Source organism: Xenorhabdus littoralis (assembly GCF_033949345.1).
Lineage (GTDB): Bacteria > Pseudomonadota > Gammaproteobacteria > Enterobacterales > Enterobacteriaceae > Xenorhabdus > Xenorhabdus littoralis.
This window is the reverse complement of record NZ_VCDP01000011.1, coordinates 1-14,411: the sequence shown is the minus strand read 5'-3', so window position 1 is coordinate 14,411 and position 14,411 is coordinate 1. Positions and strand designations below refer to the sequence as shown.

The window sequence follows — 14,411 nt, the reverse complement described above, 5'->3', positions numbered from 1 at the left end:
TCTGACCACAAACATGGCCTCCTGTTATCAGCCAACAACCAAGTTCAGTAACTTACCCGGAACATAGATGACTTTGCGAATACTGACGTCTTCAAGATATTTCGTCACACTGTATTCTTGTGCCGCCATTTCCTGAACATACTCTTTTGTTGCATCTGCCGGTACAGTAATGCGTCCGCGAACTTTACCGTTAATCTGGATGATGACCAGTTTAGTATCATCTACCATTGCCTGCTCATCTGCTTCTGGCCATTCTGCAATGTCAATGTCGTTTTCATTGCCAAGGGCTTTCCACATTACGAAGCAAGCATGTGGAGTGATAGGCGAAAGCATACGGACAACCGCAGTTAATGCTTCTTGCATCAGAGCGCGATCCTGTTCAGTTTCCTGTGGAGCGCGGGTCAATTTATTCATCAGCTCCATGATTGCCGCAACTGCAGTATTGAATGCCTGACGGCGACCAATATCATCAGTGACTTTCGCCATGGTTTTGTGCAGATCACGACGCAGATCTTTCTGCTCAGTGGTCAGTCCGGCTATATCCAGTGGCTGGGTTACACCTTTGTTGCAGTGTTCATGAACCAGACGCCAAACACGTTTCAGGAAGCGGTTAGCACCTTCTACACCAGATTCCTGCCATTCCAGCGTCAGCTCGGGTGGCGCAGCAAACATCATGAATAAACGCACGGTATCCGCACCGTATTTATCGACCATAACTTGTGGATCGGTACCGTTATTCTTGGATTTCGACATTTTGCTCATGCCGGTATAAACCAGCTCATGGCCTTCTTGATCCATCGCTTTTACAATGCGGCCTTTTTCATCACGTTCAATAATGGTGTCAGCGGGAGATACCCAGACTTTTTCGCCACTGTTACCGATATAATAGAAGGCGTCAGCCAGTACCATACCTTGGCACAGCAGGCGTTTGGCTGGTTCATCGGAATTGACCAAGCCAGCATCCCGCATCAACTTATGGAAGAAACGGAAATACATCAGGTGCATGATAGCGTGTTCAACACCACCGATGTATTGATCCACTGGCAGCCAGTAGTTGGCCGCAGCCGGATCCAGCATACCTTTGTCATGATCCGGGCAGGTATAGCGCGCGTAATACCATGAAGATTCCATAAAGGTATCAAAGGTATCTGTTTCCAGCAGAGCTGGTTGACCATTGATGGTTGTTTTTGCCCACTCCGGATCGGCTTTGATCGGGCTGGTAATGCCATCCATCACAACATCTTCCGGCAGAAGTACAGGCAGTTGATCTTCCGGAATAGAAACAACTGTGCCATCTTCCATCGTTGCCATCGGAATTGGCGCGCCCCAGTAACGTTGACGGGAAACACCCCAATCACGCAGGCGATAGTTGACTTTGCGCTGACCAACACCCATCGCAACCAGTTTATCTGCGATAGCATTGAAGCCTTCTTCATGGCTCAGCCCACTGAATTCGCCGGAATTGACCAGTGCATTTTTATCTGTGACTGCTCCATCCTGAAGATTTGGCTCATTGCCATCGTTGTCCAGAATAACGGCTTTCATTGGAAGACTGTATTTGACAGCAAATTCCCAATCGCGCTGATCGTGAGCCGGAACTGCCATAACAGCGCCTGTACCGTATTCCATCAGGACGAAGTTAGCTACCCAGATAGCGACTTTTTCGTTGGTTAACGGATGAATAACGTACATGCCTGTTGGCATGCCTTTTTTCTCCATAGTTGCCATATCAGCTTCGGCAACTTTGGTATTACGGCATTCATTGATGAATTCTGCCAGTTCTGGATTATTTTCTGCTGCTTGTTTTGCCAGAGGATGCCCTGCCGCTACAGCGACATAGGTTGCTCCCATGAAAGTATCTGGACGAGTGGTATAAACGGTGAGTTTTTCTTGGCTGTCAGCGACATTAAAAGTGATTTCGACACCTTCAGAACGGCCAATCCAGTTACGCTGCATGGTTTTGACCTGCTCAGGCCAATCTTCCAGCGTATCCAGATCATTTAGCAGCTCTTCAGCGTAATCGGTGATCTTGATGAACCATTGCGGGATCTCTTTACGTTCAACTTGGCTGTCACAGCGCCAGCAGCAACCATCGATAACCTGCTCATTCGCCAGAACAGTCAGGTCATGCGGACACCAGTTCACAGCGGAAGTTTTCTTGTACACTAAGCCTTTTTCATACAGCGTGGTGAAAAACCACTGTTCCCAGCGATAATATTCTGGTGCACAAGTGGTAACTTCGCGATCCCAGTCATAACCGAAACCCAGCATTTTCAACTGGTTTTTCATGTACTCGATGTTGGAATAAGTCCACGGAGCCGGAGCGGTCTTATTTTTGACTGCTGCGCCTTCTGCCGGCAGACCAAATGCATCCCAACCGATCGGTTGCATTACGTTTTTGCCCAGCATGCGCTGGTAACGGGAAATCACATCACCAATGGTGTAGTTACGGACATGGCCCATATGTAGTCGGCCAGAAGGATAAGGTAGCATGGACAGGCAATAGTATTTTTCTTTGTTGCTGTCTTCTGTCACTTTGAAAGTTTGCTTCTCTTGCCAATGAAGCTGGACTTGTTGCTCTATGTCTTCTGGACGATATTGTTCTTGCATGGCACCGATAATCCTATGGTGAGTAATTAAAGCTACACTTTTAACGTGTATGGTTTGTTTATGAAATTTAAGATTCCATAGCATAGCTGATAAGGGATAGGCGCAACAACTCTTGTTAAAGGTGGAATGCTGAAAATTACTTATTTTTGGGGGAAATTTAAGTTCGGCGGAAGATTTGCCATCCGCCGATGGGGAAAGTCAGTTCAGAATTTTTGCCAGAAAATCACGAGCGCGTTCTGACTTAGGATTGGCAAAGAAATCGTCTTTCTTGCTGTCTTCGACAATCTGGCCCTCATCCATAAAAATAACCCGGTGGGCCACTTTTTTGGCAAATCCCATTTCATGGGTGACAACCATCATGGTCATACCTTCATTTGCCAATTCAACCATCACATCCAGCACTTCATTGATCATTTCGGGATCGAGTGCAGAAGTCGGCTCGTCAAATAGCATCGCTATCGGGTCCATGCAAAGTGCACGAGCGATAGCAACCCGCTGTTGCTGTCCACCAGAAAGTTGTGACGGAAACTTATCGGCATGGCTGGTTAATCCAACACGTTCCAGCAGTTTCAGCGCTTTTTCTGTAGCGGCTTTCTTATCGCGCTTTAATACCTTAACTTGAGCTAGCGTCAGGTTTTCAATGATAGACAGATGGGGAAACAGTTCGAAATGTTGGAATACCATACCGACTTTGGAACGCAGTTGTGCCAGATTAGTACCCTTATCATTGACTTTTGTTTCATTTACCCGAATTTCACCCTGCTGGACAGGTTCAAGGCCATTGACCGTTTTTATCAGCGTGGATTTGCCTGAACCAGAAGGTCCACAGACTACGACGACTTCACCTTTTTTAACTTCAGTCGAGCAGTCAGTCAGAACCTGAAATTGGCCATACCACTTGGATACATTTTTCAGGGAGATCATCAAACAGTCCTTTTCTTCAAATAGTTAACCAGCATGGAAGCGGCAAAACTAATCACAAAATAAACGAAGCCGGCAAACAGAACCATTTCAATCTGAGTGCCGTCTCGTTCACCAATATTCGTTGCTGTACGGAAAAAATCCGTCAGGCTCAGTACATAGACCAAAGAGGTATCTTGGAATAATACAATGCCTTGCGTTAACAGTAACGGGATCATTGCCCGGAATGCCTGCGGCAGAATGACCAGACGCATGCTTTGCATATGGCTCATACCCAGTGCCAGCGAAGCAGAAGATTGCCCACGGGAAATACTCTGAATGCCCGCCCGGATTATCTCGGAATAATAAGCGGCTTCAAAGAGCGAGAAAGCTACCATTGCGGAAATCAAACGGATATCGGTTTGTGGTGATATGCCTAGAACATTTTGTAATAAGTTAGGCACAATCAGATAGAACCATAGCAACACCATCACCAGCGGAACTGAGCGAAAAAGGTTAACATACAGGGCTGAAAACCAGCTTAAGGCTTTGATAGGTGACAGACGCATCATTGCCAGAATGGTGCCCCAGACAATGCCAATAATAATGGCGATTCCGGTGATTTTGAGTGTTATCACCAACCCACTCAGGAGAAAGGGCAGGCTGGGAATAATCGAACTCCAGTCAAATTGATACATTTCTTTATCGCCCTCCCATATTGCCCGGTAAACGCACTTTTTTCTCAAGTATGCTCATGGCAAGCATGATAACGAGATTGATCCCCACATAAGCCAATGTGATCGCGGTGAATGATTCATAAGCATGAGCTGAGTAGTCCAGTAACTTATTGGCCTGTGCTGCCATATCAACCAATCCGATTGTGGAAGCGATGGCTGAGTTTTTTACCAGATTGAGCATTTCTGAGGTCATTGGCGGAATGATCACCCGATAGGCATTGGGCAGCAGAACATACCGATAGGTTTGTGGCAAGGTTAAGCCCATTGCCAGTCCTGCGGCTCTTTGCCCTCGTGGGAGTGACTGAATTGCGGCGCGAACCTGCTCACATACACGAGCGGCAGTAAATAGTCCCAGACAAATGACTGAGGAGATAAAAAACTGAATATTGGGATCCAGTTCCATTTTGAACCAATTACTCAAATTTTTTGGCAGGAATTCTGGTGCCACCAGATACCACATAAAAAACTGGACAATGAGGGGAACATTGCGAAATAACTCAACGTAACAAGTTCCGAGCCCGGAAAGAAATTTATTCGGAACGGTGCGGAGAATACCGAACAGTGACCCGATAACGAGCGCAATAAGCCAAGCGCAGATGGAAAGAGCGATTGTTACTTGAAAACCAGAAATAATCCACCCCAGATAGGTGGTATTACCAAAAGGGGCAGCTTGTAAGAAGATGCCCCAATTCCAATCAACAGACATAACCGTACTCCCTGACGTGGGGTTGGCTGTAACGCCTAAAAACGATCCATTTGTTGTAATTCATTGAGTCAGAAAATGAGCTAAAAAAAATGAGGTAGGGAACGACTACCTCATACCCGTCGTGCCAATAAAATCGGGATTTCTCAGTTCGTTCTTTAATTCAACGCCTTATCGTTTGGCGACTTAAACAATGCTTTCATTTCATCTGTCATGGAGAAATCCATGTTCAGATTTTTGGGTGGAATGGGTTCTTTGAACCAGCGGTCAAACATTTTGTCTGCTTCACCGGAAGTTTGTACTTTCACAATGACGTCATCCATCAGCTTTTTAAATTGAGGATCATCTTTGCGCAGCATACAACCGTATGCCTCTTCTGATTGTGGTTTGCCGACAATAATCCACTGATCAGGTTTTTTCGCTTTCGCACGTTCACCCGCGAGTAGCGCATCGTCCATCATAAAAGCGACCGCCCGACCTGACTCCAGTGTACGGAACGAATCACCATGGTCTTTTGCACTGATGATGCGCATTTTCATTTGCTTCTCATCATTGAGTTTATTCAGCAGGATTTCAGAAGTAGTACCCGAAGTAACAACGACATTTTTTCCGGTCAAGTCATCAAATTTATTGATACCTGAATCTTTGTTGGTCAGCAGACGAGTGCCGACGGAAAAGATAGTGTTGGAGAATGCGGCTTGTTTTTGTCGTTCAAGGTTATTGGTGGTAGAACCACATTCAAAATCGAATGTGCCGTTTTGCAGCAAGGGAATACGATTCTGGGAAGTAATGGGGATCAGTTTGACTTGCAGATTAGGCATATCCAGTTTTTTCTTCACCGCATCAACGATCAAATTGGAATAATCCTGAGAGTAACCAACGACATTTTGCTGATTATCGTAGTAAGAAAATGGAACAGAAGATTCTCTGTGCCCGACAACGATAACGCCATTATCTTTAATTTTTTTCAGTGTTCCAGTTAACTCCTCAGCATGGGCAGCTCCTACCGCGCTAAGCAACATCATTGTTAACATTAACTTACGCATATATAACTCCTTTATCTGGTTATTTCTTTGCAAAATTGGGTTTGCTTGCAGATAATTATGTTTTTACGTTGATGAAGAAAATTGTTTATGGAAACGATTTCCTGAATCATTTTGTTTATACCATGTAAAAAAGTAATTCATAATGTTGTTTTTTTGAAACCATAATGTTTCTGTTTCGCGACTCGCATCGCACTATAAATGAACAATTTCACTTATTTTGAGTAAAATGCGAATAATATTGAATGCTGTTCACATTTTGAGTTATTTGGATTTATATTTTTAATTTTAATTAAATTAAAGAGGTATATTCTTTGGTTTTTGATTATTGCAACTTAAGTGATGATAGGAACGGGAGGTTGGAACTATTTTCTGAAACTAGCCGCAGGAAGACGTATATCCCCAATATATCTTAAATTGCAGCTAATAAAACAGTAATATAAAAAATGGTGGGTATAAAAAGTAGGTAAAATCAGGGCATATTATTCATACCCTGATTTTTGTGAACTATTCCATTTGTGAACTATTCCATTTGTGGATTTATTCCATTAAACGCAGGGAATTATGTTTTTCGGCGGTTTTGCAGAAAAGCAAAGATAAGAAACAGTGTGGTTGCTCCCCATATCGGCCAATTTCCAAAACGAAAATAAGGTGTTACCCCTGTTGCAGGTGTCACTTTGGCTTCCAATACCTGCCGGTGAAATTGTGGGATTTCAGCCTGAATAGATCCGTCTGGATTGACTACTGCTGTAACACCGTTATTTGTTCCTCTTAGCAGGGGACGACCCAGTTCAAGAGAGCGCATTCTAGCCATCTGGAAATGCTGCCACGGACCAATAGAACGCCCAAACCAAGCATCATTAGAAACCGTCAGCAGAAACTCTGTATCGGGCTTGAAGTTATTCCGCACCTGTTCACCCAAAATAATTTCATAGCAGATGGCAGCAGTAATATTGTGCCCTGCGACTGAGAGTTGGGGTTGGATATAATTTCCACGGCTGAAAGAAGACATTGGCAAATTGAATAAGGGAGCCAATGGGCGCAATATCGATTCCAGAGGCACAAACTCACCAAACGGTACAAGATGATGTTTGTCGTAGCGGGTGGGAGCGGGGTATTGGTAAGGTGTTTTATCCCCCAATACGATAATGCTGTTATAGAATTGATAACCTTCCAGAGTTGGTCGGGCATCAACAACACCGGTAATCAGGCTGGTATTGTGCTGCCTTAGCAGGATATCCAGTTTGGTCAGAAAATCACGCTGGTTGTATTCATAATCGGGAATGGCAGATTCAGGCCAGATAATGATGGGAGCTTTGCCAATGAAAGGGCGGCTGTTATCCAGATAAATATCCAGTGTATTTTCAAGAACAGCAGGGTCCCATTTTATCTCTTGGGGGATATTGCCTTGAACCAGTGCGATATTGGTGGTTTTTTCTGGCTGTAAGGTATACCACTGATAATGCTGCATCGGCCACGGTAACAGCAGCAGGATAATTGCAATGATGGCTGATGACAGTTTTTTGTGAACAGCGGAGAAAACCAGCAACCCGCTGATTATCATCAGCAGGAAGGTGATTCCTTCCACACCCAGAACAGGTGCAATGGCTTTCATTGGACCATCTATCTGGCTATAGCCGAATTGCAACCACGGAAATCCCGTTAATACCCAGCCACGCAAGAATTCGGTTAATTGCCACAATGCAGGACTGGCAATAATCAGCCTAATACCATTGGCTGTTGGAAAAAAGCGATTCAGCAAGCCAGCAAATAACGCGGGATAAAGGGCGAGGTAGACAGATAGCAAGAACACCAAAAATATATTAATGGCGGTCGGCATACCGCCAAAGTCAGCGATGCTGACATAAACCCAGTTTGCGCCGCTGCCGAATAAGCCAATCCCCCAGAATAGGCCAATAAAAAAAGCCTGGCGGGTAGTTCTGTTTAAGGTCAGGATTTGTAGACCGAAAAGAGAAATAAGTGCGGCAGGCCAGAAATCAAAAGGTGAAAAAGCCAGCGTTCCACTGGCTCCGAAGAAAAGTGCCAGCACCGCCCGTAGCCGCTGGCAACTCATTAATGAGGCTTTGTTCATTCAGATCCTATTATTGTTTATCGAGACTAGGAACTTCAGCATCATCCGGTATTTTTACATGAACCTGAATGATTTTACGGCTATCAGACATTGCCACTTTGAAAAGATAGCCATCAATAGTGATGGATTCTCCACGGGAAGGCAGATGTCCAAACGCCTGCATAACCAGCCCACCAACGGTATCAACTTCTTCATCGCTGAAGTGGGTGCCGAAAGCTTCGTTGAAATCCTCAATTTGAGCCAATGCTCTCACTGAATAGGAGTGGCGACTTAAAGCTCGAATATCGTTATCTTCATCATCATCGTATTCGTCTTCTATTTCACCCACAATCAGTTCAAGAATATCTTCAATGGTAACCAGTCCAGAAACACCACCAAATTCATCAATCACAATCGCCATGTGATAGCGTTGGGAACGAAATTCTTTCAGTAGGCGGTCAACACGTTTACTTTCCGGCACGACAACAGCCTGACGAAGCACTTTATCAATGCTGAAAGGCTCTGTGTTTGTACGCATAAATGGCAGCAGATCTTTTGCCATCAAGATGCCTTCAATGTGATCTTTATCTTCACTGATCACAGGAAAACGTGAATGGGCTGAGTCGGTAATAACATCCAGACATTCGTCCAGAGATTGATTGCGTTTTAAGGTAACGATCTGAGAGCGTGGGATCATAATGTCCCGCACGCGTTGGTCAGCGATATCCATAACCCCTTCGAGCATCTCTCGGGTGTCTGGATCGATAAGGTCGTTCTGCTCCGAATCACGGATCAGTTCAACCAAATCATCACGGTTTTTGGGTTCACCGTGAAAAAGCTGATTAAGAAGTGCAAAGAAGCCTTTCTTAGGGCCAGGGCTATCGTTACTTGAAGGATGGTCGTCGCTCATGGCGTTTTAATGAAAATTCCCCAATAATAAAAATCGTAGATTGTAATATTTAACACAAAAATATCGGTAATGGTTATTCTTTTTCCATCAGATAAGGATCAGGATAACCCATTTTTTCCAGAATCTCTGTTTCCAGCGATTCCATTTCTTCTGCTTCATCGTCTTCGATATGATCATATCCCAGCAGATGGAGGCTGCCGTGAACGACCATATGCGCCCAGTGCTCCTCGGCAGTTTTTTGTTGCTCTTCTGCCTCTTTTTCAACAACCTGACGACAGATGATTAAATCACCGAGCAAAGATAATTCAACTTCGGGTGGTGCTTCAAATGGGAAGGATAACACATTGGTTGGTTTATCTTTCCCACGATAAGTGAGGTTTAAATCGTGGCTTTCTGCCTCATCGACCAAACGAATAGTCACTTCACTTTCTGCCTGAAATTGTGGCAAAACGTCTTCCAGCCAACGTTGGAAAAGAGCTTCATCAGGAAGCCCTGCTGGATTTTCACAGGCAATTTGTAAATCTAATATGACTGAACTCATTGTGCTTCCTGTCTGCGTTTTTCATTAAGCGACTGTTTACGCGTCTGTTCTGCGGCTTCCCATACTTCATAGGCGATAACAACTTTTGCAACCACCGGATGGCGGACAACATCTTCACTATGTAAGAAGTTAAAACTCAGATCATCAACATCAGATAAAACTTCCACAGCGTGGCTCAAACCTGATTTTTGACCTCTGGGCAGATCAATTTGGGTCACGTCACCCGTAATGACCGCCTTAGAATTAAAACCAATGCGAGTCAGAAACATTTTCATCTGTTCAATAGTGGTATTCTGACTTTCATCCAGAATGATAAAAGCATCATTGAGGGTACGTCCACGCATATAAGCGAGAGGAGCCACTTCAATAACGTTTCTTTCGAGCAGTTTCTCAACTTTTTCAAACCCAAGCATTTCAAACAGGGCATCATAAAGCGGGCGCAGATAAGGATCGACTTTCTGGCTCAGGTCACCCGGCAGAAAGCCTAATTTTTCACCGGCTTCTACCGCAGGACGAGTCAGCAGGATACGACGGATTTCCTGACGTTCCAGGGCATCAACCGCCGCCGCGACTGCCAGATATGTTTTTCCTGTTCCCGCAGGCCCAATTCCGAAAGTGATGTCGTGATCGAGGATATTGGCAATATATTTCGCCTGATTAGGGGTGCGAGGTTTTATAACACCCCGTTTGGTTTTGATATTCACGGCTTTGCCATATTCAGGCACGCTTTCTGCTGCTTGCTCCAGCACGCGGCTTTCGGTGATAGCCAAATGAACCTGTTCAGGTTCCAGAGCGGGTATCACGCCGCGTACTGGTGCGGTTTCAACATAAAGGTGACGCAGAATTCCTGTTGCCGCACTAACACACAATGGCTTACCTACCAATTTGAAACGATTGTCACGGCGGTTGATTTCGATCCCCAAACGCCGCTCAAGTTGTTTCAGATTATCATCAAGCGGCCCACACAGACTCATCAGACGTTGATTGTCTGCGGGTTCCAGAAAGATTTCTTGTGTTGTTACTTGTGGGTTTATTTGTGTCACTGATTATCTCTATGTTAGGGGATGTTAAGGCTGATAAAAGCCAACGCCGATTTCATCTTCTTTACGGGTCCGGGCAATGACTGATTCAGGCGATTCATGGACACGCAGATCCATCTCATCTTCAGTTCGGATGACTCTGCCACGCAGGGAGTTGGCGTATACGTCAACAATTTCAACATCAACGAATTTACCAATCATATCAGGCGATCCCTCAAAATTAACCACACGGTTATTTTCAGTACGACCGGCAAGCTCCATGATATTTTTGCGGGATGTGCCCTCAACCAGAATGCGTTGTGTACTGCCAATCATTGCGCGGCTGAAGCTCATGGCTTGTTGGTTAATACGCTGCTGGAGTAAGTACAAACGTTGTTTTTTCTCTTCTTCGCTCACGTCGTCTGGCAAATCGGCCGCAGGTGTTCCCGGACGTGCTGAATAGATAAAGCTGAAACTCATGTCGAAGTTAACATCGGCAATCAATTTCATGGTTTTTTCAAAGTCATCCTGAGTCTCACCCGGGAATCCGATGATAAAGTCAGAACTGATCAGGATATCCGGGCGGGCTTTGCGCAAGCGACGAATAATGCCTTTAAATTCGAGCGCTGTATGGGCGCGTTTCATCAGGGTCAGAATGCGGTCAGAGCCACTCTGGACTGGCAGGTGCAGGAAGCTGACCAGTTCCGGTGTGTCTTCATAGACAGCGATAATATCATCTGTAAATTCAATCGGATGGCTGGTGGTGAAACGAATTCGGTCGATACCGTCAATGGTTGCAACCAGACGCAACAACTCTGCAAACGAACAAATATCGCCATCAAAGGTTGCACCACGATAGGCATTGACGTTCTGACCGAGCAGGTTAACTTCACGCACACCCTGTGCAGCAAGTTGGGCAATTTCGAACAGAATATCATCACAAGGACGACTGACTTCTTCACCACGAGTGTAAGGCACTACACAGAATGTGCAGTATTTATTACAACCTTCCATAATGGATACGAATGCGCTCGGGCCTTCAGCACGAGGTTCTGGCAGTCGGTCGAACTTTTCAATCTCGGGAAAACTGATATCAACGATTGGGCTACGGGTGCCTTTTACATGATTGATCATTTCAGGCAGACGGTGCAGAGTTTGAGGCCCGAAGATGATATCTACGCTAGGCGCACGCTGGCGGATGAAATCCCCTTCTTGGGAAGCTACGCAGCCACCTACGCCGATAATAATTTCAGGCTTTTTGTCTTTCAGACCTTTCCAGCGTCCGAGTTGGTGAAAGACTTTTTCCTGAGCCTTTTCACGGATTGAACAAGTATTCAGGAGTAAGATATCTGCTTCTTCGGCGACATCGGTTAACTGATAACCGTGAGTGGTTTCCAGCAGGTCGGCCATCTTGGATGAATCATATTCATTCATCTGACAGCCCCAGGTTTTGATATACAGTTTTTTTATCGTCGACATTTTGTGTATCCGGTGTTTCCAGTGGAATGATGCTTCAACACTGAAAAGTGCAATGTATTGCACGTAGTGTATTTAGCATAATATTGTTGGCTATTGTAGTCATTTGAGGCACCAGTGACCAGACTGTAACATCGGATATTCACAGTCGGAAAGGGAAAATTCCGGTACACTATTTTAATCAAGAAGTTAACAACGTGATGAGTATGAATAATCCACAACAAAAATTCGATATCGTTGTCGTGGGAGCGGGCATGATTGGCGCCGCAACGGCATTGGGATTGGCTCAGGAAGGTTGGCGTGTTGCACTGTTGGAACACCAGCCACCAGCGTCTTACGATGCAGGGAATGAACCCGATGTTCGCGTCTCAGCGATTAGCTGTGCTTCCGTAGATTTATTGAAACAATTGGGAGCATGGAAAAATGTATTGCAGATGCGCAGTGCTCCCTATCGGAAATTGGAAACATGGGAACAGAGCGATTCTAACGTTATTTTCGATGCTGAAAATTTGGGGTTGCCAGAGCTGGGTTACATGGTGGAAAACCGAATCTTGCAATTGGCTCTGTGGCAGGAGTTTGAATATTACCCGAATCTGACGCTGTTTTGCCCCGCGGCACTGAAATCGATGCAGCGTCTGCATGATCAAAAGTCATGGCTGATGACATTGGCGGATGGTACGGAAATCAATACCCGCTTGATTATTGGTGCCGATGGTGCGCGTTCTCAAGTTCGTCAATTGGCAGGTATTGGTAGCAGGGGATGGCAATATCGGCAGTCATGTATGTTGATAACGGTCAAAACTGAGCAGCCTCAACAAGATACAACATGGCAGCAATTTTTCCCTTCTGGCCCGAGAGCTTTCTTACCACTGTTTGAACAGTGGGCTTCACTGGTTTGGTATGACTCTCCCGCTCGTATTCGTCAATTACAGTCAATGACAATGGCGCAGCTTGAACGAGAGATTTTTCAGGCATTTCCTGCTCGTTTGGGCAAAGTCACTCCGATTGCAGCAGGCTCTTTTCCTCTGGTTCGTCATCATGCCAGCCGTTATGTACAAGAAGGGTTGGTTTTATTGGGTGATGCCGCCCATACCATCAATCCATTGGCGGGGCAGGGCGTGAATTTGGGGTATCGGGATGTTGATACTTTACTCAACGTACTGACTCATGCTAAAGAATTGCTGGAAGAGTGGGATTCTCTGCCTGTTTTGATGCGTTATCAACGCCGCAGGATGCCGGATAATTTGGTGATGCAGGCGGGGATGGATCTTTTCCATACTGCGTTCAGTAATGATTTGCCGGGATTGAAAACTGTGCGAAATCTGGCATTGATGGCGGCGCAACGTTCAGGCGCAATGAAAAATCTCGCATTGAAATATGCATTGGGATTGTGATTGATATTTCTTCCTGATATTAGATAGAAATTTATCTTTTATATCAGGAGGATATCGTGAGTTAATTAATAACCTAATTCTCGTTGGTGTTTTACGTTTATAATGGAAACTTGTTTGCCATCATAACGGTATAAAATCACAAATCCACTGTCACCAAAATCTATTAATAACTCACGATATTCCAGTTCGAAATCTTCAGCAGGTCTGCCTGATTGAGGATGTCTGATTAGCAGTTTTACTCCTTGGCGAATAACAGAAATAGCCCGTGAAGCAATTGTGGCATCACGTTGTTTCCAAAACCGATGAATGCGTTCAACATCATGTAGTGCGGATCTTAACCAGATTATTGATGGCATTCAGGAGCCTCAGCATCTTTACCCTCTTCCAGCGTAGACAACCATTCATCTGCTTCTTCAAAGGTAACATGTAACCCTGTTCTTTGATATTCTGCCCAAGAGGAATAGGCTTCTTGTTTGACAATTTCGCGTTTTTCTTCTCGTTCAACATATTGTGAAATGGCTTCTTTCATCAACCAATGTGCAGAACGGCGGCGGATACCTGCTAATGATTTAATTTTGTCTTGAAGTACAGTGTCTAATTTGACTGACATAGTTTTTGTTGTCATGCTTCCCCTCCAAAAAAGTAATACCTAGTATGACTAAATACTACTATTCAGTTTGTTTTTTATCCACCTAAATTTTGACCTTTTATAGGCACTATTTTTTGATATGAATTTATCTATCTGAATTTTTAGTCAATATAATCCTGACAACATGATATTTATTTTTAAATATCTCGTTTTGGTTGATAAAAAGGAAGTATTGAGAGATGAAGAGGAGATTGAACAGAATAGATTTTTTGATGGCAGAAAAACAAAAAAACCACCTATTGGTGGCCTTCTTTTTCAACGCATCACTTCATGTAACACATTGACAGTTATGGCTGGGGTACCAGGATTCGAACCTGGGAATGCCGGAATCAGAATCCGGTGCCTTACCGCTTGGCGA

At 44.7% G+C, this 14,411-nt stretch carries 14 protein-coding genes; 2 read left to right on the top strand and 12 right to left on the bottom strand.

Features of this window, described 5'->3' with window-relative positions; all coding sequences use genetic code 11:
* Positions 1–27: 27 nt before the first annotated feature.
* The 10 genes from leuS to miaB form a co-directional block, all read right to left on the bottom strand.
* Positions 28–2,610 (bottom strand): leucine--tRNA ligase, encoded by a 2,583-nt coding sequence (gene leuS / locus FE394_RS04105; protein WP_319925137.1) that lies wholly within the window; start codon positions 2,608–2,610, stop codon positions 28–30.
* A gap of 198 nt (positions 2,611–2,808) precedes the next feature.
* Positions 2,809–3,534, bottom strand: coding sequence for an amino acid ABC transporter ATP-binding protein (locus FE394_RS04100; protein WP_319925136.1), 726 nt, complete (start codon positions 3,532–3,534; stop codon positions 2,809–2,811).
* A complete protein-coding gene (gltK, locus tag FE394_RS04095; protein WP_319925135.1) occupies positions 3,534–4,208 on the bottom strand; it encodes a glutamate/aspartate ABC transporter permease GltK in 675 nt (224 codons plus the stop codon). Before gltK ends, FE394_RS04100 begins: the two co-directional genes overlap by 1 nt.
* A gap of 4 nt (positions 4,209–4,212) precedes the next feature.
* Positions 4,213–4,953, bottom strand: coding sequence for an amino acid ABC transporter permease (locus tag FE394_RS04090; protein WP_319925134.1), 741 nt, complete (start codon positions 4,951–4,953; stop codon positions 4,213–4,215).
* Positions 4,954–5,108: 155 nt separating this feature from the next.
* Positions 5,109–5,996, bottom strand: coding sequence for a glutamate/aspartate ABC transporter substrate-binding protein (locus tag FE394_RS04085; protein WP_319925133.1), 888 nt, complete (start codon positions 5,994–5,996; stop codon positions 5,109–5,111).
* A 559-nt stretch (positions 5,997–6,555) separates the two neighbouring features.
* Positions 6,556–8,085 carry an apolipoprotein N-acyltransferase gene (lnt, locus tag FE394_RS04080; RefSeq protein ID WP_319925132.1) on the bottom strand — a complete coding sequence of 510 codons (1,530 nt, stop codon included), beginning with the start codon at positions 8,083–8,085 and terminating at the stop codon, positions 6,556–6,558.
* Positions 8,086–8,095: 10 nt separating this feature from the next.
* Positions 8,096–8,974 carry a CNNM family magnesium/cobalt transport protein CorC gene (gene corC / locus FE394_RS04075; RefSeq protein WP_319925131.1) on the bottom strand — a complete coding sequence of 293 codons (879 nt, stop codon included), beginning with the start codon at positions 8,972–8,974 and terminating at the stop codon, positions 8,096–8,098.
* A 73-nt stretch (positions 8,975–9,047) separates the two neighbouring features.
* The gene (ybeY, locus tag FE394_RS04070) at positions 9,048–9,515 is read right to left on the bottom strand and encodes an rRNA maturation RNase YbeY (protein ID WP_319925130.1); all 468 of its coding nucleotides are present in this window, start codon (positions 9,513–9,515) and stop codon (positions 9,048–9,050) included.
* Positions 9,512–10,489 carry a PhoH family protein gene (locus FE394_RS04065; protein WP_419836300.1) on the bottom strand — a complete coding sequence of 326 codons (978 nt, stop codon included), beginning with the start codon at positions 10,487–10,489 and terminating at the stop codon, positions 9,512–9,514. Before FE394_RS04065 ends, ybeY begins: the two co-directional genes overlap by 4 nt.
* Before the next feature lie 93 nt (positions 10,490–10,582).
* The gene (gene miaB, locus FE394_RS04060; RefSeq protein ID WP_319925128.1) at positions 10,583–12,013 is read right to left on the bottom strand and encodes a tRNA (N6-isopentenyl adenosine(37)-C2)-methylthiotransferase MiaB; all 1,431 of its coding nucleotides are present in this window, start codon (positions 12,011–12,013) and stop codon (positions 10,583–10,585) included.
* A 203-nt stretch (positions 12,014–12,216) separates the two neighbouring features.
* On the opposite strand from miaB, the gene ubiF reads away from it, so the two are divergent.
* Positions 12,217–13,404, top strand: coding sequence for a 3-demethoxyubiquinol 3-hydroxylase (ubiF, locus tag FE394_RS04055; protein WP_319925166.1), 1,188 nt, complete (start codon positions 12,217–12,219; stop codon positions 13,402–13,404).
* Between the two features lie 65 nt (positions 13,405–13,469).
* Here ubiF and FE394_RS04050 read toward each other — a convergent pair whose 3' ends face one another.
* On the bottom strand, positions 13,470–13,760 hold the full coding sequence (locus tag FE394_RS04050; RefSeq protein WP_319925127.1) for a type II toxin-antitoxin system RelE/ParE family toxin: 291 nt from the start codon (positions 13,758–13,760) through the stop codon (positions 13,470–13,472).
* Positions 13,748–14,029, bottom strand: a complete 282-nt coding sequence (locus FE394_RS04045) for a CopG family ribbon-helix-helix protein (protein ID WP_319925126.1) — start codon at positions 14,027–14,029, stop codon at positions 13,748–13,750. Before FE394_RS04045 ends, FE394_RS04050 begins: the two co-directional genes overlap by 13 nt.
* Positions 14,030–14,177: 148 nt before the next feature.
* Between FE394_RS04045 and FE394_RS04040 the strand changes: the two genes are divergently transcribed.
* Positions 14,178–14,411, top strand: a 234-nt coding sequence (locus tag FE394_RS04040) for a hypothetical protein (protein WP_319925125.1), incomplete at its 3' end; no start/stop codon positions are given.

Coding starts and splice junctions, on each gene's coding strand:
- FE394_RS04090 (WP_319925134.1), bottom strand. CDS start 4,953: ATGTCTGTTGATTGGAATTGGGGCATCTTCTTACAAGCTGCCCCTTTT.
- FE394_RS04085 (WP_319925133.1), bottom strand. CDS start 5,996: ATGCGTAAGTTAATGTTAACAATGATGTTGCTTAGCGCGGTAGGAGCT.
- gltK (WP_319925135.1), bottom strand. CDS start 4,208: ATGTATCAATTTGACTGGAGTTCGATTATTCCCAGCCTGCCCTTTCTC.
- corC (WP_319925131.1), bottom strand. CDS start 8,974: ATGAGCGACGACCATCCTTCAAGTAACGATAGCCCTGGCCCTAAGAAA.
- FE394_RS04045 (WP_319925126.1), bottom strand. CDS start 14,029: ATGACAACAAAAACTATGTCAGTCAAATTAGACACTGTACTTCAAGAC.
- leuS (WP_319925137.1), bottom strand. CDS start 2,610: ATGCAAGAACAATATCGTCCAGAAGACATAGAGCAACAAGTCCAGCTT.
- miaB (WP_319925128.1), bottom strand. CDS start 12,013: ATGTCGACGATAAAAAAACTGTATATCAAAACCTGGGGCTGTCAGATG.
- FE394_RS04100 (WP_319925136.1), bottom strand. CDS start 3,534: ATGATCTCCCTGAAAAATGTATCCAAGTGGTATGGCCAATTTCAGGTT.
- FE394_RS04065 (WP_419836300.1), bottom strand. CDS start 10,489: ATGAGTCTGTGTGGGCCGCTTGATGATAATCTGAAACAACTTGAGCGG.
- lnt (WP_319925132.1), bottom strand. CDS start 8,085: ATGAACAAAGCCTCATTAATGAGTTGCCAGCGGCTACGGGCGGTGCTG.
- ubiF (WP_319925166.1), top strand. CDS start 12,217: ATGAATAATCCACAACAAAAATTCGATATCGTTGTCGTGGGAGCGGGC.
- FE394_RS04050 (WP_319925127.1), bottom strand. CDS start 13,760: ATGCCATCAATAATCTGGTTAAGATCCGCACTACATGATGTTGAACGC.
- ybeY (WP_319925130.1), bottom strand. CDS start 9,515: ATGAGTTCAGTCATATTAGATTTACAAATTGCCTGTGAAAATCCAGCA.